Below are 20,945 nucleotides of genomic sequence, written 5' to 3' on the forward strand. Positions count from 1 at the left end.
CACCAGCATCGCCGCTGGGGAGCGCGGATGCATCGGTACGCGCCGGGGGAGCGGGGCGTGCGCTCGCCGGGTTGGGGTAACGCCGACTCGGTCGGGGCACCGCCCGCTCGGTCCGGGCACCGGAACGCCGCCGGCCGGTGCCCCACGGGGGGACACCGGCCGGCGGAGCTGCAGCAGACCCTTACAGACCGAGCTCGACCTCGAACTCGCCCGCCTCCAGGATCTCCTTGACGGCCACCAGGTAGCGGGCGGCGTCGGCGCCGTCCACCAGGCGGTGGTCGTAGGAGAGGGCCAGGTAGGTCATGTCGCGGATGCCGATGGCGGTGCCGCCGTCGGCCTCGATGACGACCGGGCGCTTCACGGTGGCGCCGATGCCCAGGATGGCGGCCTGGTTCGGCGGCACGATCACGGTGTCGAAGAGGGCGCCGCGCGAGCCGGTGTTGCTGATGGTGAAGGTGGCGCCGGACAGCTCGTCCGGGGTGATCTTGCTCTCGCGCACCTTGCCGGCCAGCTCGGCGGTCTTCTTGGAGATGCCGGCGATGTTGAGGTCGCCCGCGCCCTTGATGACCGGGGTCATCAGGCCCTTCTCCGAGTCCACCGCGATACCGATGTTCTCGGTGTCGAAGTAGGTGATGGTGCCCTCGGCCTCGTTGATCCGGGCGTTGACCACCGGGTGGCTCTTCAGCGCCTGGGCGGCGGCCTTGACGAAGAACGGCATCGGCGACAGCTTCACGCCCTCGCGGGCCAGGAACGAGTCCTTGGCCTTGCCGCGCAGCGACATGATCTTGGTGACGTCCACCTCGACCACGCTGGTCAGCTGGGCCTGCTCGTGCAGCGCCTTCATCATGTTGTCGCCGATGACCTTGCGCATCCGGCTCATCTTGACCGTCTGACCGCGCAGCGGGGACGGCGCGGCGGCGGCCTTCGGCGCGGCGGCAGCGGCCGGAGCGGTGGCCGGCACGGCGGCAGCGGCGGCCTTCGCGGCCTCGGCGGCGGCCAGCACGTCCTGCTTGCGGATCCGGCCACCGACGCCGGAACCGGTGATCGCGGAGAGCGCGATGCCCTGCTCGGCGGCGAGCTTGCGGACCAGCGGCGTGACGTAGGCGTCACCCGAGTCGGCGACCGGTGCGGCCGGTGCGGCCGGTGCGGCAACCGGAGCCGGGGCCGCCGGGGCCGCAGCCGCGGGAGCCGCAGGGGCGGCCGGGGCCGGAGCCGGGGCGGCGGGGGCCGGGGCAACGGCGGGGGCCGGAGCCGGAGCCGGAGCAGCCGGGGCGGCGGGGGCCGGAGCAGCGGCGGGAGCCGGAGCCGGAGCCGGAGCGGCGGCCGGGGCCGGAGCGGCCGGGGCAGCCGGAGCGGCCGGAGCCGCACCCGCCGCGCCGATCAGCGCGAGCTGGGCGCCGACCTCGGCGGTCTCGTCCTCGCCGACCAGGATCTTCACCAGGGTGCCGGCGACCGGCGACGGGATCTCGGTGTCGACCTTGTCCGTCGAGACCTCGAGCAGCGGCTCGTCGACCTCGACGGTCTCACCCTCGGCCTTCAGCCAGCGGGTGACGGTGCCCTCGGTGACCGACTCGCCCAGCGCGGGCAGCAGCACCGGGGTGGCGTCGCCGGCGGGGGCGGCCGGGGCGGCGGCCGGGGCCGGGGCGGCAGCCGGAGCGGCCGGAGCCTCGGCGACCGGAGCCGCGGGGGCGGCCGGGGCGGCGGCGGGAGCCGGAGCAGCCTCGGCGGCGGGGGCCGGGGCGGCGGCCGGGGCACCGGAGCCGTCCTCGATGATCGCCAGCTCGGCGCCGACCTCGACGGTCTCGTCCTCGGCGACCTTGATCGAGGCCAGGATGCCGGAAGCCGGCGCGGGGATCTCGGTGTCGACCTTGTCGGTCGACACCTCGAGCAGCGGCTCGTCGGCCTCCACTCGCTCACCCTCGGCCTTCAGCCAGCGGGTGACAGTACCTTCGGACACACTCTCGCCCAGCGCGGGCAGCGTTACTGAGACCGCCATGGTTTCAGCGACTCCTATCAAGTCTTGCGTTCAGGGAAGTCCGTGTGGACGGACCGGACAAGTGGTGCGGGCGAGAGCTGCTCAGTCGTGCGCGTGCAGCGGCTTGCCGGCCAGCGCCAGGTGCGCCTCGCCGAGCGCCTCCGACTGGGTCGGGTGCGCGTGGATCAGCTGCGCGACCTCGGCGGGCAGCGCCTCCCAGTTGTAGATGAGCTGGGCCTCGCCGACCTGCTCACCCATCCGGGCGCCGACCATGTGGACGCCGACCACGGCGCCGTCCTTCACCTGGACCAGCTTGATCTCACCGGCGGTCTTGAGGATCTTGCTCTTGCCGTTGCCGGCCAGGTTGTACTTGACGGTGACGACCTTCTCCTTGCCGTACAGCTCGACCGCCTTGGCCTCGCTGATGCCCACGGAGGCGACCTCCGGGTTGGAGTAGGTCACCCGCGGCACACCGTCGTAGTCGATCGGCACGGCCTTGAGGCCGGCCAGCCGCTCGGCGACCAGGATGCCCTCGGCGAAGCCGACGTGGGCCAGCTGCAGGGTCGGCACCAGGTCGCCGACGGCCGAGATGGTGGGCACGTTGGTGCGCATGTACTCGTCGACCAGGACGTAGCCGCGGTCCATCGCGACCCCGACCTCCTCGTAGCCCAGGCCCTGCGAGACCGGGCCGCGGCCGATCGCGACCAGCAGCAGGTCGGCGTCGATCTGCTTGCCGTTCTCCGTCGAGACCCGCACGCCGGCCTCGGTGTACTCGACGCCCGAGAAGCGGGCCTTGAGCTCGAACTTGATGCCCCGCTTGCGGAATGCGCGCTCCAGCAGCTTGGAGGAGTTCTCGTCCTCCAGCGGAACCAGGTGCGGCAGGGCCTCGACGATGGTGACGTCGACGCCGAAGGACTTCCAGACGGAGGCGAACTCGACACCGATCACACCGCCGCCGAGGATGACGGCCGACTTCGGGATCCGGTCGAGCTTGAGGGCGTGGTCGGAGGAGATGATCCGGTCGCCGTCGATGGTCAGGCCGGGCAGCGACTTCGGCACCGAGCCGGTCGCCAGCACGATGTGGCGGCCCTCGACCCGCTGGCCGTTGACATCCACCGAGGTGGCCGAGGAGAGCCGGCCCTCGCCCTGGATGAAGGTGACCTTGCGCGAGGCGACCAGGCCCTGCAGCCCCTTGTACAGGCCGCCGACCACGTCGTCCTTGTACTTGTGGACGCCGTTGATGTCGATGCCCTGGAAGGTCGCCAGCACACCGAAGTCGGCGGCTTCCCTGGTCTCGTCCGCGATCTCGGCCGCGTGCAGCAGCGCCTTGGTCGGGATGCAGCCGCGGTGCAGGCAGGTGCCGCCCAGCTCGCCCTTCTCGATCAGGGCGACGCTCAGCCCGAGCTGGGCGGCGCGGAGCGCCGCGGCGTAGCCGCCGCTTCCGCCTCCGAGGATGACTACGTCGAAAACGGTGCTGGCGTCGTTCGCCACGTCACGTCCTCCATGCAATGGGTGTGGATCGTCCGGGCCGGTGCTGGTTCCGCCAGTACTGGTCGGAGGCCCTTGTGAGGCGCCCAGTCGTGCCGGAAATACATCTTCGCACTTGTTCACCGCGCCTGATGTCCGGGTCCGCGCCCCGGGGGGTCGGACGGCCGGGGCAGGACCCTGCCAGGACCCGGAATGACCCCTGTCTGCGCAGGTCAAGCCGGTGATCAGGCGGCTCCGGCGGGCCGCCGCGCCGAATCCGGCACGGCCCTATTCCACTGTGTGGAACAAAGTTTCGCCGGAGGCGAACAGAGAGATGAACGTGGCCTGCCGGGCTACCAATCGGTAACCCGCGGGAAAGCCAAAGGGCCCGGTGCGAGAAGCACCGGGCCCTTTCGGAGGAGCGGGGTCAGCCCGCGGTCTCGACCGCCAGCTGCACCAGGGTGCGCACCGCGGAACCGGTGCCGCCCTTCGGGGTGTAGCCGTACGGGGCGCTCTCGTGGAACGCCGGACCGGCGATGTCCAGGTGCGCCCACTCGATGCCGTCGGCCACGAACTCCTTCAGGAACAGGCCGGCCACCAGACCGCCGCCCATCCGGTTGCCCATGTTGGCGATGTCGGCCACCGGGGAGTCCATGGTCTTGCGCAGCTCGGCCGGCAGCGGCATCGGCCAGGACTGCTCACCGGCCCGGCCGGCGATCTCGTGCAGCCGGTCGCGGAACTCGTCGCTGCTGCTCATCACACCGAAGGTGCGGTCGCCCAGCGCCAGCACCATGGCACCGGTCAGGGTGGCCACGTCGACGATGGTGTCCGGGTTCTCCTCGCCGGCCCGCACGATCGCGTCGGCCAGCACCAGGCGGCCCTCGGCGTCGGTGTTGAGCACCTCGACGGTCTTGCCGCCGTACATCCGCAGCACGTCACCGGGGCGGGTGGCGGAGCCGGACGGCATGTTCTCGGCCAGCGCCAGCCAGCCGGTCACGTTGACGGCCAGGCCCAGTCGGCTGGCGGCGACCACGGCGGCGAACACGGCGGCGGCCCCGGCCATGTCGCACTTCATGGTCTCGTTGTGGCCGGCCGGCTTCAGCGAGATGCCGCCCGAGTCGTAGGTGATGCCCTTGCCCACGAAGGCGAGGGTGCCCGTGGCCTTCGGGTGGGTGTAGGCGACCTTCACCAGCCGCGGCGGGTTGGTCGAGCCGTTGCCGACGCCCAGGATGCCGCCGAAGCCGCCCTTGGTGAGCGCCTTCTCGTCCAGCACCTCGACCTTGAGGCCGTGCTCCTTGCCGACGGCCTGCGCGATGGCGGCGAAGGACTTCGGGTTGAGGTCGTTCGGCGGGGTGTTGACCAGGTCGCGGGCCCGGTTCATCTCCTCGCCCAGCACGGTGGCGCGCTCGACCGCGGCCTTGATCTCCTTGCTGCCCTTGCGGCCGGTCAGCACGGTGAGCTCGCCGACCGGCTCCTTGCCGCCCTCGGTGGTGCGGTAGGCGGTGAAGTCGTAGGCACCCAGCAGGCCGCCGAGCGCCACCGCCTCGGCCTCCTCGGCCGACTCGGCCGGCAGCAGCAGGCCCGCCTTCTTGGCCCCGGCCAGGGTGCGCGCGGCGACACCGGCGGCACGGCGCAGCGCCTCGCCGTCGAAGCCGTCCTCGGCGGCGTCACCGAGGCCGACGGCCAGCACGAAACCGGCCTTGACACCGGCCGGTGCCGGCAGCTTGGTGGTCTCGCCCTCGGCGCCGGTGGCACCCAGGGTGGCGAGGAGGTCGGTCAGCTTGCCCTCGAACGCCTCGGCCACGGCTTCCGCGCCGGCGGCGACCACCAGGCCCTTGGGGCCCTTGGCCACGCCGATCACCAGGGCATCCGCGCGCAGCGCGGTTGCGGAGGAGGTGCTCACAGACAGTGCAGTCACGTATTTGCGTCCTGTTCTTTCGCGGTCCACGGCCGGATTGCGGCATGGCTACAGCCCAAGCATGCTCCGTCGTGGCGGCGCAGGGCTACGGTGCGCATGGTAGTCCGCAGGTTGGGATGCCGTGCCCCTCGGGTTGCAGACGGTTCTTCAGGGGCCGAGCGCGACCGCGGCCAGCGCGGCAGTGCCGGCCGTCTCCACCAGTGCCCCCAGCACGTCGCCGGTGATCCCGCCGAACCGCCGCACGCAGCGGCGCAGCAGCGCGACGGCCGCCAGCTGGCCGAGGACCAGGGCCAGTGCGTACCGAGGGTGACGGCCGATCAGTGCCACCGCCGTCGCGGCGAGGACGGTCACCGCGACCGCCGCCCGGGTCGGCACGGTCGCGGCCACCATGGCGCCCAGGCCGCCCGGTCGGGCGGCCGGCACCCGCTCGCGGCATCCCCAGGCCAGCGCACACCGCCCGGCCGCGCCGGCGGTCAGGGCGGCCAGCAGGCCGCGCTCCGCCGAATGCCCGAACTGCTCGGCCAGCAGGGCCATCTGTCCGACCATCAGCAGGACGAGGGAGAGCACGCCGAACGGGCCGATGTCGGACTGCTTCATGATCCGCAGAGCGTCCTCGGCGGGCTTGCCGCTGCCGAGGCCGTCGGCCACGTCGGCCAGTCCGTCCAGGTGCAGCCCGCGGGTCAGCACGGCCGGTACCGCCACCGCGGCGACCGCGCCGAGCAGCGGCCCGGCGCGCCAGCCGAGCAGAGCGCCGACGGCCCCGGCCAGCGCCCCGACCAGCAGGCCGACCAGCGGCGCGGCCAGCATGGCCCGGCCGCCGGCCGCGCGGTCCCAGCGCTCGACCCGGACCGGAAGGACCGTCAGGGTGCCGAAGGCGAAGCGCAAGCCGGGCAGCCGCAGCCCGGGCAGCCGTTCGTCCGGCGTGCTCAGAGCTTGCCCAGCAGCTCGGCGGCGGTCGGCAGCGGGCGCGGCCGGCGGGGTGCGGACGGCAGCGCCGGCTCGAACAGCTCCTCCGCCAGGGTGTCGGAGGCGGCCTGCAGCAGCGGCAGCGCCAGGGTCGCGCCGACGCCCTCGCCCATCCGGATGTCCTGCTCGTGCAGCGGGGTGAGGGTGAGCCGGTCGTAGGCCTTGGCGAGGGCCGGTTCACCGGTGAGCACGGCGGCCCGCCACCACTCCGGCGCCCGGAACGCCACCCGCTGGGCGATCAGCGCGCAGGCGGCCGACACCACGCCGTCCAGCACCACCGGCAGCCGGCGCACCGCGGCCTGCAGCAGGAACCCGGTGATCGCCGCGAAGTCGGCGCCCCCGGTGGCCGCCAGCAGTGCCAGCTGGTCGCCGAGCACCGGGCGGGCGCGGCGCAGCGAGTCGCGGATCGCGGCGCACTTGACCATCCAGATCCGGTCGTCGATGCCGGAGCCGCGGCCGCAGACCGCCGCCGCGTCGGTGCCGCAGAGCGCGCCGACCAGCACCGCCGCGACCGTGGTGGAGCCCACCCCGAGGTCGCCGAGCAGCACCAGGTCGGTGCCGAGCTCGGCCTCCTCGTCGGCCAGCGCGGTGCCGACCGCGAAGGCCGCGGTGGCCTCCTCGCGGGTGATCGCGTCCATCCGGTCGATCCGGCCGGAGCCGCGGCGCACCCGGTGCGCGGTGACGTCCTCGGGGAACTCCTCCACCGGGGCGTCCACCGCCACGTCGACCACCCGCACCCCGGCGCCGTAGCGGCGGGCCAGCCGGGCCACCGGGGCGGTGCCGTCCAGCACCGCGTGCACCCGGCCGGCGGTGCCGCCGGCCGGGGACAGCCGGGAGACGCCCAGCTCGGCGATGCCGTGGTCACCGGCGAAGAGCAGCACCTTGGGCGCGCTGACCGGTCGCACGGGGGAGGCGCCCTGGACCGAGGCGAGCCAGTTGCCCAGCTCCTCCAGGCGTCCCAGCCCGCCGTGCGGCTGCTCCAGCTCCTGCCGGCGCTGCTCGGCGGCCCGGCGGGAGGCGTCGTCCGGCCGCTCGACCCGGGCGGCGAACATGTCGAGATCCACGGTGGTGTCCATCGCGGGGAACCTTACCAATCAGCCCCGGGAGTGGGGTCGCCAGTGGCGGGCCGGATCTTCCGGACGTCCTTCACCGTCATCACCTGGCCGGCCACCACCAGCAGCACCTGGTCGGCGGCCTCGGCGACGGCCATGTTGAGCCGCCCCAGCGCGTCCCGGAACCGCCGGCCGGACGCGGTGGCGGGCACCACGCCCAGTCCCACCTCGTTGCTGACCAGCACCACCCGGCGGGAGGTCAACCGGACGGCGTCCGCCAGCTCGGTGCACCGCTCGGTCACCGAGGCCTCGGCGAACCGGGCCCAGTCGCCGTCGTCCCAGGCCCCGGCCCGGTCCATCACATGGGTCAGCCACAGGCCCAGGCAGTCGATCAGCACCGGGGCAGGGTCGGATCCGTCGGCCAGCACCACGTCCAGGTCACAGGTCTCCGCGGTGCGCCAGCCGGCCGGCCGGCGCTCCCGGTGCAGCGCGACCCTGGCCGCCCAGTCGGCGTCGCCCGCACGGCTGCCGCCGGTGGCCACGTAGAGGACGTCCGGGTGCTCGGCCAGCAGCTGTTCGGCCCGGGTCGACTTGCCGGACCGGGCCCCGCCGAGGATCAGGGTGCGTGTCATACGCTCCATCCTGGCCCACCGGGGTTGACCGGTGGCAGGGCGGGCAGTCTGCCTGTCTGGAGTTCGCACGACTGAGACGACAGAGACGGAGTGGACCCATGGCGTGGACCTGGCAGTACCTGGGAGCGGACGGCGCGCAGCTGAGCCCGGCGACCGGCGCGGGCGAGGAGTTCTCCAGCCAGGGCGACGCGGAGAGCTGGATCGGCGAGGAGTGGAAGGGCCTCAAGGCGGACGGCGTCGACAGGGTGGTGCTGCTGGACGACGGCGCGCAGGTCTACGAGATGAGCCTGCAGGAGGGCTGACGGGTCCGCCGGGGCGGGCCCTACTTGGTGCCCACCAGGTGCAGCAGCGCGGCGACCTGGCGGTACGGGTCCTCGCGCCCGGCCCGCTCCTCGGCGTCCAGCAGGCGGCCGAGCTGGCGGCCGTCCACCGGGGCGGCGTGGTCCGGCGTCGCGTCGGTGAAGACCCGCACGCCGTACCAGTGCCGCAACGGCACCGACACTTCGCGCAGGGTGGTGGCCAGGTCGGCGAGCCGGTCGGCGCGGGCGGTCAGGCCGAGCCGGTTGGTGTAGTGGTCGGAGTCGAAGGCCTGCAGCGCGGCCCGCCAGTCGCCGGTGAGGCCGGCCCGCATGGCCAGCGCGTCACGGTTGCGGGCGAGCAGCGAGAGCAGGCCGCCGGGCGCGATCATCCGGGCCAGCGAGGCGATCAGCGGGCCCGGGTCGGGCAGGTACATCAGCACCCCGTGGCAGAGCACCACGTCGAAGCTGCCCGGGTCGAACCAGCGCCCGCAGTGGTGGCCGTCCCCGCTGAGCAGCCGGACCCGCTCGCGCACCTCGGGCGGCTCGGCGGCGAGCACCGCCTGGGCGGCGCCCAGGGTGACCGGGTCGGAGTCCAGGCCGGTGACCCAGTGGCCGGCCCGGGCCAGCCGGACCGCCTGGGTGCCCTGGCCGCAGCCGACGTCCAGCACCCGCAGCGGCGCCTCCACCACCCGCATGCCGAAGTGCTGCAGCAGCTGTTCGGCCAGCTGGCGGCCCACCATCTCCTGGCGGACCAGGTTGTGCAGTCCGCCCTGCCGCTCCAGCCAGGCTCCGGCGCCGCCGGCGAACGAGCCGCTGCGGGCCGGCAGGCCGTGCTGCTGGCCGCCGTGGTCGCGCTCGTGGCCACCGCCGGTCTGGCCGGGCAGCGCGTACAGGCCGGGCCCGGTGCCCGGAGCGGCGGGGGCCCAGTCGTACGGCAGCGGCTGCGTGGTCAGGGGTGCTCGCCCCGCTTCACCTGCGGCTTGGGCAGCCGGAGCCGGCGCAGCTGCAGGTTGCGCATCAGGCCGTACATCACGGCGCCGCGGGTGTCGGCCTCCGGGAACCGGTTGGTCAGCGACCGGCGCAGGCCGAGGCCCAGGCGCACGAAGTCGACGATCACCAGGATCAGGAAGATCAGGAAGAGCAGCGTGGAGAGCAGCTGCAGGGCCGGCACCCGGACGATGCTGAGGATCAGGATCAGCACGGCGAACGGCAGGAAGAACTCGGCCACCGACCAGCGGGAGTCCATGTAGTCGCGGGCGAACCTGCGCACCGGGCCCTTGTCACGGGCCGGCAGGGCGCGCTCGTCGCCGTTGATCAGGGCCTCGCGCTGCTTCTCGCGCTCGGCCCGCAGCCGCTCCCGGGACTGCCGGGCCGCCTCCTTGCTGTCCTTGGGCACGCTCACCCGGGTGCGGCGGCTGGCCTCGGCCTCGCTGCGCTTGGGGGTGGGGCGGCCCTTCTTCGCCTGCGGGTCGCGAGGCTGGGGCGCGGCGTCCTGCTCGGCCAGCGCGGTGGCGGAGGAGGCGGCTTCATCTGAACGGCGTCGGAACACGATGACAAGGGTACGGGGTGACCGTCCCGTACGGCGGCCCCCGTCCCGCGCGGGACGTGAGTAGGGGATGCAGATCCACCCAGGGGAGGAGGCCGGGACGGGCCCGGTCGTAGCAGTCTTGTTGCAACCGGGTGTACTGCGGTGATCGCCCCGCTGCACCTACACTCGCAGTAGATAATTCGGTACGAGAGAGCAATCCGCAGCCCGGAGAAGGGGGCACCCGAGGCCCATGAGCGACGGAATCATGAAGCGTATGGGGCTGATCTTCCGCTCCAAGGCCAACAAGGCACTGGACCGGGCGGAGGATCCCCGCGAGACGCTGGACTACTCGTACCAGAAGCAGCTCGAGCTGTTGCAGAAGGTCCGCCGGGGTGTCGCGGACGTCGCCACCTCGCGCAAGCGGCTGGAGCTCCAGCTGACCCAGCTCCAGCAGCAGTCCGCCAAGTACGAGGAGCAGGGCCGCAAGGCGCTGTCCCTGGGCCGGGAGGACCTGGCCCGGGAGGCGCTGACGCGCAAGTCGGCGATGCAGGGCCAGATCAACGACCTGCAGGTGCAGTACCAGCAGCTGCAGGGCGAGGAGGAGAAGCTCACCCTCGCCTCCCAGCGGCTGCAGGCCAAGGTGGACGCCTTCCGCACCAAGAAGGAGACCATCAAGGCCACCTACACCGCCGCCCAGGCGCAGACCCGGATCGCCGAGTCGTTCTCCGGCATCTCGGAGGAGATGGGCGACGTGGGCCTGGCGATCCAGCGGGCCGAGGACAAGACGGCGCAGATGCAGGCCCGGGCCGGCGCGATCGACGAGCTGCTCGCCTCCGGTGCGCTGGACGACCCGAGCGGGCTGCGCAAGGACGACATCGAGGCCGAGCTGGAGCGGGTGGCCGGCGGCAGCGACGTGGAGCTGGAGCTGGCCCGGATGAAGGCCGAGCTGAGCGGCGGCTCCACCGGCCCGGCGCAGCTGGAGCAGGGCAACGGCGGCGGCGCGCAGCAGCACCAGAACGGGCACGGCCAGCAGGACACCCCGCCGCCCACCATCAACTACCAGAAGTAAGTCCACCGGCTCGAACAGCAGGGAGAAACACCGCATGATCATGCGGATCATGGCTGAGGGCCAGTTCGAGGTGGCGGACGAGCACCTGAACCGACTCAACCAGCTCGACGACGAGCTGCTCAAGGCGCTGGACTCGGACGACGAGGGCAAGTTCCGCACCGCGCTGGACAACCTGCTCGGCGCGGTGCGCGAGGTGGCCGTCCCGGTGGCGGCCGACTACCTGGGCCCGTCCGACTCGATCCTGCCGCGCGACGGCGCCACCATCGAGGAGGTCCGGGAGTTGCTGCGGGGCGAGGGCGACGGCCTGATCCCGGGCCTGCCGGAGTAACGGTCCACCGAACGCCGAAGGGGCGGCACCCGCGAGGGTGCCGCCCCTTCGGGCGTGGGAGAAGAATCGTTACGGCAGGGCCAGCATCCGGTCCAGGGCCGCCTTGGCGTACTTCTCGGTCTCCGGGTCCACCGTGATCACGTTCGGCACCCGCCCCTCGACCAGCGACTCCAGCGCCCACACCAGGTGCGGCAGGTCGATCCGGTTCATCGTGGAGCAGAAGCAGACCGAGCGGTCCAGGAAGACGACCTCCTTGTCCGGGTGCGCCTTGGCGAGCCGGCGGACCAGGTTGAGCTCGGTGCCGATGGCCCACTTTGAGCCGGGCTCGGCGGCGTCCAGCGCCTTGATGATGTACTCGGTGGAGCCGACCAGGTCGGCGGCGGCGACCACCTCGTGCCGGCACTCGGGGTGCACCATCACGGTGACGCCCGGGATCCGCTCCCGGACCTCCTCCACCGAGTCCAGGGTGAAGCGGCCGTGCACCGAGCAGTGCCCGCGCCAGAGGATCATCTTGGCGTCGCGCAGCTCCTCGGCGGTCAGGCCGCCGTTCGGCTTGTGCGGGTTGTAGAGCACGCAGTCGTCCAGCGAGAAGCCCATCTCCCGCACCGCGGTGTTGCGGCCCAGGTGCTGGTCCGGCAGGAAGAGCACCTTCTCCCCCTGCTCGAACGCCCACTCCAGGGCCCGCTTGGCGTTGGAGGAGGTGCAGATGGTGCCGCCGTGCTTGCCGGTGAACGCCTTGATGTCGGCGGAGGAGTTCATGTAGGAGACCGGCACGGTCACGTCGGCGACACCGGCCTCCCGCAGCACGTCCCAGCACTCGGCGACCTGCTCGGCGGTGGCCATGTCGGCCATCGAGCAGCCGGCCGCCAGGTCCGGCAGCACGACCTGCTGGGCGTCGCCGGTCAGGATGTCCGCCGACTCGGCCATGAAGTGCACGCCGCAGAAGACGATGTACTCGGCCTCCGGGCGGGCCGCCGCGTCGCGGGCCAGCTTGAAGGAGTCGCCGGTGACGTCGGCGAACTCGATGACCTCGTCGCGCTGGTAGTGGTGCCCCAGGATGAAGACGCGGTCACCGAGCTTGGCCTTGGCGGCGCGGGCGCGCTCGACCAGCTCCGGGTCCGAGGCGGGCGGCAGGTCGCCGGGGCACTCGACGCCGCGCTCGCTGTTCGGATCGGCCTGGCGGCCGAGCAGCAGCAGGGCCAGCGGCGTGGCCGTCGGCTCGGTGAAGGTGCTGTCAACGGTGGTGGTCACGGGCGGCTGCCCTCCTGTGCGGCCGGACAGAACCAGCCTTCTCGTCTATCTGACGCTATCTATCATAACCTCGTCGGCGGCACTCCGACGATGGCCATCGTGTCGATGTGACGCGATCGTCTCGACGGATCGGCGTGACGTCAGGTCGACTCGACTCAGTGCGCACGGGTCCCGGCGATCATGGCCGGAAGCGTGTTTGCTGGGCTCCATGAAGGCAATCGCGATCCAACGCTACGGCGGCCCCGAGGTCGTCGAGTTCCTGGAGCTGCCCGACCCCAAGACGGATCCCGACGCGGTGCTGGTCCGGGTCAAGGCGGCCGGCGTAAACCCGGCCGACCGGCACGTCAGGGAGGGCGCGGCGGACGCCCTGCTGGAGGTGCGGTTCCCGCTGGTCATGGGCTGGGACCTGGCCGGCGTGGTCGAGCGGGTCGGTCCCGCGGTGACCGAGTACCAGGTGGGCGACAAGGTGATCGGCTGCGTCCGCAAGGACTGGGTGCAGAACGGCACCTACGCCGAGCTGGTCGCGTGCCCGGTGCGCACCCTGGCCCGCAAGCCCGCCTCGCTCGACTGGGCGCAGGCCGGCGGGCTGCCGCTGGCCGGACTGACCGCCTACCAGGGGCTGCACCGGGCACTGGCCGTCAAGCCGGGTGAGACGGTGCTGATCCACGCGGCGGCCGGCGGGGTGGGCAGCATGGCCACCCAGATCGCCGTCGCCCTCGGCGCCCGGGTGATCGGCACCGCGAGCGAGCACAACCACGGCTACCTGCGCTCTCTCGGCGCCGAGCCGGTCGCCTACGGGGAGGGGCTGGCCGGCCGGATCAGGCAGCTGGCCCCGCAGGGGGTGGACGCCGCCTTCGACCTGGTCGGCGGTACGGCGCCGGAGGTCTCCCGGGAGCTGGTCGCCGACCCCGGGCGGATCGCCTCGGTCGTCGACACCGGTGTGGTCGACCACGGCGGCCGCTACGTCTGGGCGCGCCCCGACCCGGCCGACCTGGCGGCCCTCGGGCAGCTCGCCGACAGCGGACGGCTCACCGTCAACGTGGCCGCCACCTTCCCGCTGGCCCAGGCCGCCTCCGCCCAGGAGCTGCTCGCGGAGCGGCGCACCCGCGGCAAGATCGTGCTGACCGTGGACTGATCACCGGATGGTGGACTGATCACCGGGGTCCGGGAGAATGGGGGCGGTGACCACCGTCCGCAATCCGAACCCCCTGGGAGACCGGCCAGCCATGAGCACCAGCAGACCCCCGTCCGAGCTGGGCGGAGTCTCCCTGGACGAGACCGACCGCCTGCTGCTGGCCCACCTGGGCCGGGACGGCCGGGCCTCGTACGCGGAGATCGGCCTGCTCGCCAACCTCTCGGCGACCGCCGTGCGCCGCCGGATCGACCGGCTGCGGGCCCGCGGGGTGGTGCGCGGCTTCACGGTGGTGCTCGACCCGGAGCTGCTCGGCTGGCAGACCGAGGCCTTCGTGGAGGTCTACTGCCGGGAGCGGACCGCACCCGAGGAGATCCTGGCCAGCCTGCGCCAGTTCCCCGAGGTGGTCGCCGCCTGGACGGTCACCGGCGATCCGGACGCCCTGGTCCACCTGCGGGCCGCCGACACCCGCCACCTGGAGGCGGTGATCGAGCGGATCCGCAAGGAGCCCGGCATCCAGCGCAGCCGCAGCTCGGTGGTGCTCTCCCGGTTGATCGGCTGACCCGCGGCCGCTCCGACCGGGGCGCGCAGGAATCCTGCGCGGGGGGCGCCGAAGACGCTCGAAAGCTGCTCGGACCGGCGCATTCGGACGCGCGGGTGACACCCCGCGCTGCCTACGCTGATCCGAGTTGTTCAGCCGAAGGAGTACCCCTGTGAGCACCGCACCCAACCGCATGCACCGGCCCGACAACGAGCTGGTGGACCTGGTCTTCGGCTACATGCGCGAGCGGCTGCAGTACGACCCGGTGCCGCTCGACCACCCCGGCGACGGCGAGCACCTGCGCGCGCACCTGGCCGGCCTGCTGAACGAGCACGGCAACGACCCGGCCGACGTGCTCAAGCTCTACGACCACGAGCTGTCCCGCGCGGTGATCTCCGCCGACAGCCCGCGCTACCTCTCCTTCATCCCGTGCGCCCCCACCAAGGCCGCGCTCCTCTTCGACATGGTGGTCTCCTGCGCCTCGCTGCAGGGCATCTCCTGGCTGGAGGCGGCCGGTGCGATCGCCGCCGAGAACCAGGTGCTGCGCCTGATAGCCGACCGGGCCGGGCTGCCCGGGACGGCCGGCGGCACCTTCGTCTCCGGCGGTTCGGCCGGCAACCTCTCCGCCCTGGTGGTGGCCCGCGACACGGCCCGCCGCAAGCTGGCCGGCCGGGACCAGCGCAGCGGGTCCGAGACCCGGCTGCGGATCGCGGTCGCCGACCAGGTGCACTCCTCGGTGAAGAACACCTTCAACATCATCGGCGTGGAGGCCTTCAAGGTCCCGACCGTCGACCGCCGGTTCACCGGCGAGGCGCTGCGGGCCGCGCTGGCCGCCGATCCCGACCCGGAGACCGTCATCGCCGTGGTCGGCACCGCCGGCACCACCAACGAGGGCATCATCGACGACCTCCAGGGCCTGTCCGAGGTCGCCCGCGAACGCGGCATGTGGTTCCACGTGGACGGCGCGTACGGCGGCGCCGGCCTGTTCGCCCCCTCGATCAGGGAGCGCTACAACGGCATCGAGCACGCCGACTCCTTCGTCGTCGACCCGCACAAGTGGTTGTTCGCGCCGTTCGACTGCGCCGCGCTGATCTACCGCGACCCGCGCCTCGCCAAGGCCGTGCACACCCAGGACGCCGGCTACCTGGACGTGCTGCACCACGAGGGCGACGAGTGGAACCCCACCGACTACGCCTACCACCTGACCCGCCGGGCCCGCGGCCTGCCGCTCTGGTTCTCGCTCGCCGTGCACGGCACCCAGGCCTACACCGACGCGATCGAGACCGGCCTCGCGCTGGCCAGGGACACCGCCCAGCTGATCCGGGAGACCGACCACCTGGAGCTGCTGCACGACCCGCAGCTCTCCGCGGTCTGCTTCCGCCGGACCGGCTGGACCGAGCAGCAGTACTACGACTGGTCGCACCAGCTGCTCGCCGACCAGATCGGTTTCGTCACCCCCACCGGCTGGGACGGCGAGACGGTGGCCCGGTTCGCCTTCCTGCACCCGGGCACCACCATGGAGATGGTCCGGGAGATCCTGGACACCATGGCCTGAGCAGGCCGCTCCTGACCGGTCGGCGGTACTCGGTCACAGGAAGGCGCCGTCGGGCAGGTAGGCGGTCGGCGGGCGCATCCCGCGCAGCGCCAGGTAACCGGCGTTCTCCAGGGTCAGCCCCAGGTCCAGGCCGACGTCCACCGCCCACTCCGCCTCCGCGGTGGCGTGCTCCACCTCGGCCCGGGTGCCGTGCGGCACCCGGGCCAGCGTCTCGCGCAGCAGCCGGGCCGCCAGTCGGCGGGAGGTGGCCGCCAGCAGCTTGACCGTCCCGCCGTCCCGGTAGCAGTAGCCGCTGCCGGCCAGGGTGTCGACCACCAGCAGCTCCTCGTAGTGCGCCAGCATCAGCCGGTGGTCGACCCCGTGCGCGGCGCCGCGCACCCGCCGGTCGACGGAGTCCAGCAGGTCCAGGTGCCGCTCGGTGCCGCGGTGCACCGGCAGCTCGCCCACCTGCAGCAGCGCCGACCGGTCCGTCTCGCCGGTCAGCCGCATGGTCGGGTACAGGGTGAAGCCGGCCCGGCGGTAGCGGCGGGCGGCGGCCGGGTCGGTCGAGACGGTCGTCATGCCGCGCAGGCAGCCGCGCCCGTGTTCGGCGGCCCGGTCCAGCAGCAGCCGGCCGATGCCCTTGCCCTGGAAGTCGGGCAGCACCGCGGTGAGCGCCGGCACCCACACACCCTCGCGGCGCAGCGACAGCGCGAACCCGACCGGTCGCCGGTCCACCACCGCCAGCCAGCAGCCCTGCGGGTCGTGGGCGACCAGATGCCTGGTCCGGGCCCGGTGGAAGACGCTCTCCGCCTCGGTCGGCCGGTGCGCCGGCCCCGGGGAGAGCGGGCCGAAGGCGGCCAGCGCGAGCTCCCGGACGGTCTCGGCCTCGGCGTGCGAGTCGTGCAGCTGACGCAGGATCATCCGACCATCCTGGCGGCTCGGCCCCGATCCGCGTCAGTGAATTCGCGCATGTGCGAGCATGGAACGGACAACGGAACGGGCGGCGCCCGGCACCGTGGAATCCACAAGACGCCAGATCCACTGCCCGGAATCAAATCGGGCAGCCGCTGGTTGGCACTGGCGGCACTACGTCGTCACAGACCGGGAGTAAGCAGATGACCGTCCAGGACGAGACCACCGTCGAGCGTGGTCTGCTCCTTACCGATGCCGCTGCGGCCAAGGTGAAGGCCCTGCTGGACCAGGAAGGCCGCGACGACCTCGCGCTGCGCGTCGCCGTGCAGCCGGGCGGTTGCTCGGGCCTGCGGTACCAGCTCTTCTTCGACGAGCGCTCGCTCGACGGCGACGTCGTCAAGGAGTTCGGTGGCGTCAAGGTCGTCACCGACCGGATGAGCGCCCCTTACCTCGGCGGTGCCACGGTCGACTTCGTCGACACCATCGAGAAGCAGGGCTTCACCATCGACAACCCGAACGCCACCGGTTCCTGCGCCTGCGGCGACTCGTTCAGCTGATCCCCGAGCGGATCGGAAGGGGCGGCCCCCGGAGTTCTCCGGGGGCCGCCCCTTTTCCCGCTCAGTTGCCCGCGCTCACCGGCCCGCCCTGCGGCGCCGACTCCAGCGGCACCGGGGTGCCGTCCCGCAGGCTCACCACCGAGCGGCCGTTCAGCGGCTGCGAGAGGGTGCCCACCACGGACTGGCGCTTGGCCAGTGCCGGGCAGTTCTGACCGGACGGCGCGGGCTCGCTGATCACCACGTCGACCCCGACCACGCCGCCCGGCTTCTCGTTGACCTTCAGGGCGTACTTGTCGCAGATGCCACCGGTGAAGAAGACGGTCAGCTGGTTGCCGCTGGCCAGGTAGTTCTCCGGCTTGAACGCGGTGGCCGGGTGGATCGGGTCGACCGGGAGCGGCGAGCCGGGGGCCGGGCTCTTGCGCGGGGCCGAGGGGTTGCCCCCGGGCAGGGTGCCGCTGCCGCCTCCGGAGGCGCCGGCCTGGCCGGTGGCGGGGGCGCCGGACGGGGCGGCCGGGGAACCGGCGGAGGGTGCGGCGGAGGCCGAGCCGCTCGGCCCGGTCGAGGCGCCGGCCGACGCCGCGGCACTCGTGCTGCTCGTGCTGCTCGCACCGCCCGCGGCGCTCTTGGCGCCACCGCTGCTGCCGCACGCAGTGACCGCCGCCGCGACCGAGAGCAGCAGCGCGGCGGCCGCCAGGGCCCGCCTGGGGCGGGTCGGCCGACCGGTCGGCGCGGCCGGGTGGGTGGCGGTGGTCTTGTCGTCCATGGTGCGACGTCCTCCAGTTTCGGCGGATCCCTTGAACAGCGTCGGCTGCGCGGATCTGACGTGGCCCGGAGGAAACCGGTTCCCGGCCCGAGCGGGAGAATCCTCAGGCGGGCGTCACAGGCCGTACTCCGCCATCCCGGCGACCAGTGCCCTGGCCCTGGCCGGCACCGTGATCGGCCCGCTGGGCGCACGGCCCGGCTGGGCGGCGCCCTCCAGCAGCGGCCAGAAGGCGCCGAGCCGCCGGGAGGAGTCCAGCAGGGCGTCGAGGGTGTCCGGGTCGGCCTCACCGGGCAGCACGCCGGAGGCCTGGACGGGGGAGGGACTGGGCAGCATGGGATGCGCTCCGATCGCCGGCCGCGGCGCCGTCGCCGCGGCGTCCGGAGCCCGGGCGGGCCCCGCTGATCGCGACCCTAGGCCGCCGCCGCGGGGAGCGGCCAGCCCTACCCGCAGGTAGTCGCTCGGACGGTTGGGGCGGTACCGCCGCGCCCCGGCCGGTACCGTTAGGGGGTTGGCCAGCCGTCCCCCGATGAGGAGACCCTCCCGTGCGCATCGCCGTCGCCGCCTCGATCGCCACCGATCACCTGATGACCTTCCCGGGCCGGTTCGCCGACCAGTTGGTCCCGGAGCAGCTGCACACCGTCTCGCTCTCCTTCCTGGTCGACTCGCTGGAGATCCGCCGCGGCGGGGTCGGCCCCAACATCGCCTTCGGCATGGGCCTGCTGGGCCTGCGGCCGGTCCTGGTCGGCGCGGCCGGCGCCGACTTCGCCGAGTACCGCTCCTGGCTGCAGCGGCACAACGTGGACACCGACTCGGTGCACATCTCCGAGACCCGGCACACCGCGCGCTTCATGTGCACCACCGACGAGGACCACAACCAGATCGCGTCCTTCTACACCGGTGCGATGGCCGAGGCCCGCAACATCGAGCTGCAGCCGGTCGCCGAGCGGGTCGGCGGGCTCGACCTGGTGCTGATCGGCGCCGACGACCCGCAGGCGATGGTGCGCCACACCCAGGAGTGCCGCAGCCGGGGCTACGCCTTCGCCGCCGACCCGTCGCAGCAGCTGGCCCGGCTGGAGGGCGACGACATCCGCGAGCTGGTGGACGGCGCCGCCTACCTGTTCACCAACGAGTACGAGGCCGCGCTGATCGAGTCCAAGACCGGTTGGAGCGGCGAGGAGATCCTGGGCCGGGTCGGCACCCGGGTCACCACGCTGGGCGCCAAGGGCGTGCGGATCCAGCGCAAGGGCGAGCCGGACCTCACCGTGCCGTGCCCGCCGGAACTGGTCAAGGCCGACCCGACCGGCGTCGGCGACGGCTTCCGGGCCGGCTTCCTGGCCGGCCTCGCCTGGGGCCTGGGCCTGGAGCGGGCCGCGCAGATCGGCTGCATGCTGGCCACCCTGGTGATCGAGACCGTCGGCACCCAGGAGTACGAGCTGCGCACCGGCCACTTCCTGGAGCGCTTCGGCGCCGCCTACGGCGAGCCGGCCGCCGCCGAACTGGCGGCCGAGCTCGGCTGACCCCGTCAGCCCACCCGTCGCACCAGGTACGCGAAGCCCCGGTCCGCCCCGTAGGCGTCGGCCGGGGCTTCGCCCTCGTAGGCCTGCCCGCGCATCTCGCACCAGGCCGGGATGTCGAGGCGGGCGGCCTCGTCGTCGGCCAGTACCACCACCAGCCCGCCCACCGGCACCTCGCCGATCCGCTTGGCCAGCTCGATCACCGGCAGCGGGCAGCGCCTGCCGAGTTGGTCCACCACGAGCGGGGCGGTGGCCGGGCCCGCCCCCGCAGGAGCCGGCAGGTCCAGGCCCAGCGGCTCGCGGACCCGGGAGACCAGCTCGGGCAGGACGGTGAGGAACCGCTCCACCTGCTCGGCGGTGGTCCCGGTCGGCAGTGAGAGCCGCACGTTGCCTTCGGTCAGTGCCCCCATCGCCGCGAGCACGTGGCTCGGGGTCAGGGTGCTCGAGGTGCAGGAGGAACCGGACGACACCGCGAAGCCGGCCCGGTCCAGCTCGCCGAGCAGCACCTCGCCGTCCACGTAGAGGCAGGAGAAGGTGACGATGTGCGGCAGCCGGCCGACCGGATCGCCGACCACCTCCACCTCCGGCACCAGCCGCGGCACCGCGGCCCGGATCCGTTCCACCAGGGCGTGCAGCCGGGCGTTCTCGGCCGCCGCCTCGGCCTGGACGGCGCGCAGCGAGGCGGCCGCGGCCACGATCGCGGGCACGTTGACGAATCCGGGCACCCGACCGGCCTCCCGCTCGTCGGCCGGCAGCGCGGAGTTGAACCGGGTGCCCTTGCGCACCGCCAGCACCCCGACCCCGGACGGCCCGCCCCACTTGTGCGCGCTGGCCGTCAGCAGCGACCAGCCGCCCGGCACGGCCGTCCGCCCGGCGCTCTGCGCGGCGTCGACCAGCAGCGGACAGCGTTCTTCCCCGAGGGCGCCCAGCAGCTCGGCGGTCTCGGCCACCGGCTGCACCGTGCCCACCTCGTGGTTGGCCGACTGCAGCACGGCGAGTGCGGTGTCGGGCCGCACCGCGGCGGCGAAGTCGGTGGGGGAGACCCGGCCCAGCCGGTCCACCGGCACCGCGGTCACCTCCCCGCCGTCCGCCTCGAACCGCTCGGCGGTGTGCAGCACGCTCGAGTGCTCCACCGCGGAGTGCACCAGGTGACGGCCCGTCCGGCGGCGGCCGCGGAGCGCCCCCAGCATGCCGAGCTGGACGGCCTGGGTGCCGCTGGCGGTGAAGGAGACCTCGTCGGGGCGGGCGCCCAGCACCTCGGCCACGGTCTCGCGGGCCGCGTCGAGCAGCATCCGGGCCTGCCGCCCGGAGCGGTAGAGCCGGGCCGGGTCGGCCCAGCCCTCGTCCAGGGCGGCGGTCAGCGCCTGCCGGGCGACGGGGTGCAGCGGGGAGGCGGTGGCGGCGTCGAAGTAGACGTTCTCGTTGGGCGACACATCCGACACGCTATCCGGCCCTCACGGCCCATCAGCCCAGCCCCGCGAGGGCGAGGAGAATGTCCGCTTCG

At 73.2% G+C, this 20,945-nt stretch carries 21 protein-coding genes; 8 read left to right on the forward strand and 13 right to left on the reverse strand.

What is annotated here, in order from left to right; translation table 11 throughout:
* Positions 1 to 181: 181 nt before the first annotated feature.
* The 6 genes from sucB to cobU form a co-directional block, all read right to left on the reverse strand.
* Positions 182 to 1,996 (reverse strand): 2-oxoglutarate dehydrogenase, E2 component, dihydrolipoamide succinyltransferase, encoded by a 1,815-nt coding sequence (gene sucB, locus LN042_RS16750; RefSeq protein WP_230052028.1) that lies wholly within the window; start codon positions 1,994 to 1,996, stop codon positions 182 to 184.
* A gap of 81 nt (positions 1,997 to 2,077) precedes the next feature.
* On the reverse strand, positions 2,078 to 3,466 hold the full coding sequence (lpdA, locus tag LN042_RS16755; RefSeq protein WP_230052029.1) for a dihydrolipoyl dehydrogenase: 1,389 nt from the start codon (positions 3,464 to 3,466) through the stop codon (positions 2,078 to 2,080).
* Between the two features lie 403 nt (positions 3,467 to 3,869).
* A complete protein-coding gene (locus LN042_RS16760; RefSeq protein ID WP_230052030.1) occupies positions 3,870 to 5,360 on the reverse strand; it encodes a leucyl aminopeptidase in 1,491 nt (496 codons plus the stop codon).
* Positions 5,361 to 5,507: 147 nt separating this feature from the next.
* Complete coding sequence (locus LN042_RS16765) at positions 5,508 to 6,269, reverse strand: adenosylcobinamide-GDP ribazoletransferase (RefSeq protein WP_230052093.1); 762 nt, start codon at positions 6,267 to 6,269, stop codon at positions 5,508 to 5,510.
* A gap of 17 nt (positions 6,270 to 6,286) precedes the next feature.
* On the reverse strand, positions 6,287 to 7,402 hold the full coding sequence (locus tag LN042_RS16770) for a nicotinate-nucleotide--dimethylbenzimidazole phosphoribosyltransferase (protein ID WP_230052031.1): 1,116 nt from the start codon (positions 7,400 to 7,402) through the stop codon (positions 6,287 to 6,289).
* An 11-nt stretch (positions 7,403 to 7,413) separates the two neighbouring features.
* Positions 7,414 to 8,010, reverse strand: a complete 597-nt coding sequence (gene cobU, locus LN042_RS16775) for a bifunctional adenosylcobinamide kinase/adenosylcobinamide-phosphate guanylyltransferase (RefSeq protein ID WP_372495755.1) — start codon at positions 8,008 to 8,010, stop codon at positions 7,414 to 7,416.
* 98 nt (positions 8,011 to 8,108) lie between these two features.
* Between cobU and LN042_RS16780 the strand changes: the two genes are divergently transcribed.
* Positions 8,109 to 8,312, forward strand: a complete 204-nt coding sequence (locus tag LN042_RS16780; protein WP_230052032.1) for a hypothetical protein — start codon at positions 8,109 to 8,111, stop codon at positions 8,310 to 8,312.
* 20 nt (positions 8,313 to 8,332) lie between these two features.
* Here LN042_RS16780 and LN042_RS16785 read toward each other — a convergent pair whose 3' ends face one another.
* Together LN042_RS16785 and LN042_RS16790 are read right to left on the reverse strand one after the other, a co-directional pair.
* Positions 8,333 to 9,049, reverse strand: a complete 717-nt coding sequence (locus tag LN042_RS16785) for a class I SAM-dependent methyltransferase (RefSeq protein ID WP_230052033.1) — start codon at positions 9,047 to 9,049, stop codon at positions 8,333 to 8,335.
* A gap of 209 nt (positions 9,050 to 9,258) precedes the next feature.
* On the reverse strand, positions 9,259 to 9,858 hold the full coding sequence (locus tag LN042_RS16790; protein ID WP_230052034.1) for a DUF3043 domain-containing protein: 600 nt from the start codon (positions 9,856 to 9,858) through the stop codon (positions 9,259 to 9,261).
* A 229-nt stretch (positions 9,859 to 10,087) separates the two neighbouring features.
* On the opposite strand from LN042_RS16790, the gene LN042_RS16795 reads away from it, so the two are divergent.
* Both LN042_RS16795 and pspAA read left to right on the forward strand, forming a co-directional pair.
* Positions 10,088 to 10,906, forward strand: coding sequence for a PspA/IM30 family protein (locus LN042_RS16795; protein ID WP_230052035.1), 819 nt, complete (start codon positions 10,088 to 10,090; stop codon positions 10,904 to 10,906).
* A 34-nt stretch (positions 10,907 to 10,940) separates the two neighbouring features.
* A complete protein-coding gene (pspAA, locus tag LN042_RS16800; RefSeq protein WP_230052036.1) occupies positions 10,941 to 11,234 on the forward strand; it encodes a PspA-associated protein PspAA in 294 nt (97 codons plus the stop codon).
* Positions 11,235 to 11,303: 69 nt separating this feature from the next.
* Here the strand turns inward: pspAA and nadA are convergent, their stop codons facing one another.
* Positions 11,304 to 12,485, reverse strand: coding sequence for a quinolinate synthase NadA (gene nadA, locus LN042_RS16805; RefSeq protein WP_230052037.1), 1,182 nt, complete (start codon positions 12,483 to 12,485; stop codon positions 11,304 to 11,306).
* Between the two features lie 208 nt (positions 12,486 to 12,693).
* On the opposite strand from nadA, the gene LN042_RS16810 reads away from it, so the two are divergent.
* From LN042_RS16810 to LN042_RS16820, 3 genes are all read left to right on the forward strand, one after another.
* Complete coding sequence (locus LN042_RS16810; RefSeq protein WP_230052038.1) at positions 12,694 to 13,620, forward strand: NADP-dependent oxidoreductase; 927 nt, start codon at positions 12,694 to 12,696, stop codon at positions 13,618 to 13,620.
* Between the two features lie 91 nt (positions 13,621 to 13,711).
* Positions 13,712 to 14,179, forward strand: coding sequence for an Lrp/AsnC family transcriptional regulator (locus tag LN042_RS16815; RefSeq protein ID WP_230052039.1), 468 nt, complete (start codon positions 13,712 to 13,714; stop codon positions 14,177 to 14,179).
* A gap of 151 nt (positions 14,180 to 14,330) precedes the next feature.
* On the forward strand, positions 14,331 to 15,713 hold the full coding sequence (locus tag LN042_RS16820; protein WP_230052040.1) for a pyridoxal phosphate-dependent decarboxylase family protein: 1,383 nt from the start codon (positions 14,331 to 14,333) through the stop codon (positions 15,711 to 15,713).
* 33 nt (positions 15,714 to 15,746) lie between these two features.
* On the opposite strand, the gene LN042_RS16825 is transcribed toward LN042_RS16820, so the two are convergent.
* Positions 15,747 to 16,616 (reverse strand): GNAT family N-acetyltransferase, encoded by an 870-nt coding sequence (locus tag LN042_RS16825; protein ID WP_230052041.1) that lies wholly within the window; start codon positions 16,614 to 16,616, stop codon positions 15,747 to 15,749.
* Between the two features lie 194 nt (positions 16,617 to 16,810).
* On the opposite strand from LN042_RS16825, the gene erpA reads away from it, so the two are divergent.
* The gene (erpA, locus tag LN042_RS16830; RefSeq protein WP_230052042.1) at positions 16,811 to 17,164 is read left to right on the forward strand and encodes an iron-sulfur cluster insertion protein ErpA; all 354 of its coding nucleotides are present in this window, start codon (positions 16,811 to 16,813) and stop codon (positions 17,162 to 17,164) included.
* Between the two features lie 61 nt (positions 17,165 to 17,225).
* Here erpA and LN042_RS16835 read toward each other — a convergent pair whose 3' ends face one another.
* Positions 17,226 to 17,927, reverse strand: coding sequence for a hypothetical protein (locus tag LN042_RS16835; RefSeq protein ID WP_230052043.1), 702 nt, complete (start codon positions 17,925 to 17,927; stop codon positions 17,226 to 17,228).
* Positions 17,928 to 18,041: 114 nt separating this feature from the next.
* Complete coding sequence (locus LN042_RS16840; RefSeq protein WP_230052044.1) at positions 18,042 to 18,260, reverse strand: hypothetical protein; 219 nt, start codon at positions 18,258 to 18,260, stop codon at positions 18,042 to 18,044.
* 209 nt (positions 18,261 to 18,469) lie between these two features.
* Here LN042_RS16840 and LN042_RS16845 point away from each other — a divergent pair, with 209 nt between their 5' ends.
* On the forward strand, positions 18,470 to 19,444 hold the full coding sequence (locus tag LN042_RS16845; RefSeq protein ID WP_230052045.1) for a carbohydrate kinase family protein: 975 nt from the start codon (positions 18,470 to 18,472) through the stop codon (positions 19,442 to 19,444).
* 5 nt (positions 19,445 to 19,449) lie between these two features.
* Here the strand turns inward: LN042_RS16845 and LN042_RS16850 are convergent, their stop codons facing one another.
* On the reverse strand, positions 19,450 to 20,874 hold the full coding sequence (locus LN042_RS16850; RefSeq protein WP_230052046.1) for a cysteine desulfurase/sulfurtransferase TusA family protein: 1,425 nt from the start codon (positions 20,872 to 20,874) through the stop codon (positions 19,450 to 19,452).
* Positions 20,875 to 20,945 lie beyond the last annotated feature (71 nt).

Origin of the sequence: Kitasatospora humi, assembly GCF_020907985.1 — a bacterium.
Taxonomy (GTDB): domain Bacteria; phylum Actinomycetota; class Actinomycetes; order Streptomycetales; family Streptomycetaceae; genus Kitasatospora; species Kitasatospora humi.

Coding starts and splice junctions, on each gene's coding strand:
- sucB (WP_230052028.1), bottom strand. CDS start 1,996: ATGGCGGTCTCAGTAACGCTGCCCGCGCTGGGCGAGAGTGTGTCCGAA.
- LN042_RS16770 (WP_230052031.1), bottom strand. CDS start 7,402: ATGGACACCACCGTGGATCTCGACATGTTCGCCGCCCGGGTCGAGCGG.
- cobU (WP_372495755.1), bottom strand. CDS start 8,010: ATGACACGCACCCTGATCCTCGGCGGGGCCCGGTCCGGCAAGTCGACC.
- LN042_RS16780 (WP_230052032.1), top strand. CDS start 8,109: ATGGCGTGGACCTGGCAGTACCTGGGAGCGGACGGCGCGCAGCTGAGC.
- LN042_RS16785 (WP_230052033.1), bottom strand. CDS start 9,049: ATGGTGGGCCGCCAGCTGGCCGAACAGCTGCTGCAGCACTTCGGCATG.
- LN042_RS16795 (WP_230052035.1), top strand. CDS start 10,088: ATGAGCGACGGAATCATGAAGCGTATGGGGCTGATCTTCCGCTCCAAG.
- pspAA (WP_230052036.1), top strand. CDS start 10,941: ATGATCATGCGGATCATGGCTGAGGGCCAGTTCGAGGTGGCGGACGAG.
- LN042_RS16810 (WP_230052038.1), top strand. CDS start 12,694: ATGAAGGCAATCGCGATCCAACGCTACGGCGGCCCCGAGGTCGTCGAG.
- LN042_RS16815 (WP_230052039.1), top strand. CDS start 13,712: ATGAGCACCAGCAGACCCCCGTCCGAGCTGGGCGGAGTCTCCCTGGAC.
- LN042_RS16825 (WP_230052041.1), bottom strand. CDS start 16,616: ATGATCCTGCGTCAGCTGCACGACTCGCACGCCGAGGCCGAGACCGTC.
- erpA (WP_230052042.1), top strand. CDS start 16,811: ATGACCGTCCAGGACGAGACCACCGTCGAGCGTGGTCTGCTCCTTACC.
- LN042_RS16835 (WP_230052043.1), bottom strand. CDS start 17,927: ATGGACGACAAGACCACCGCCACCCACCCGGCCGCGCCGACCGGTCGG.
- LN042_RS16840 (WP_230052044.1), bottom strand. CDS start 18,260: ATGCTGCCCAGTCCCTCCCCCGTCCAGGCCTCCGGCGTGCTGCCCGGT.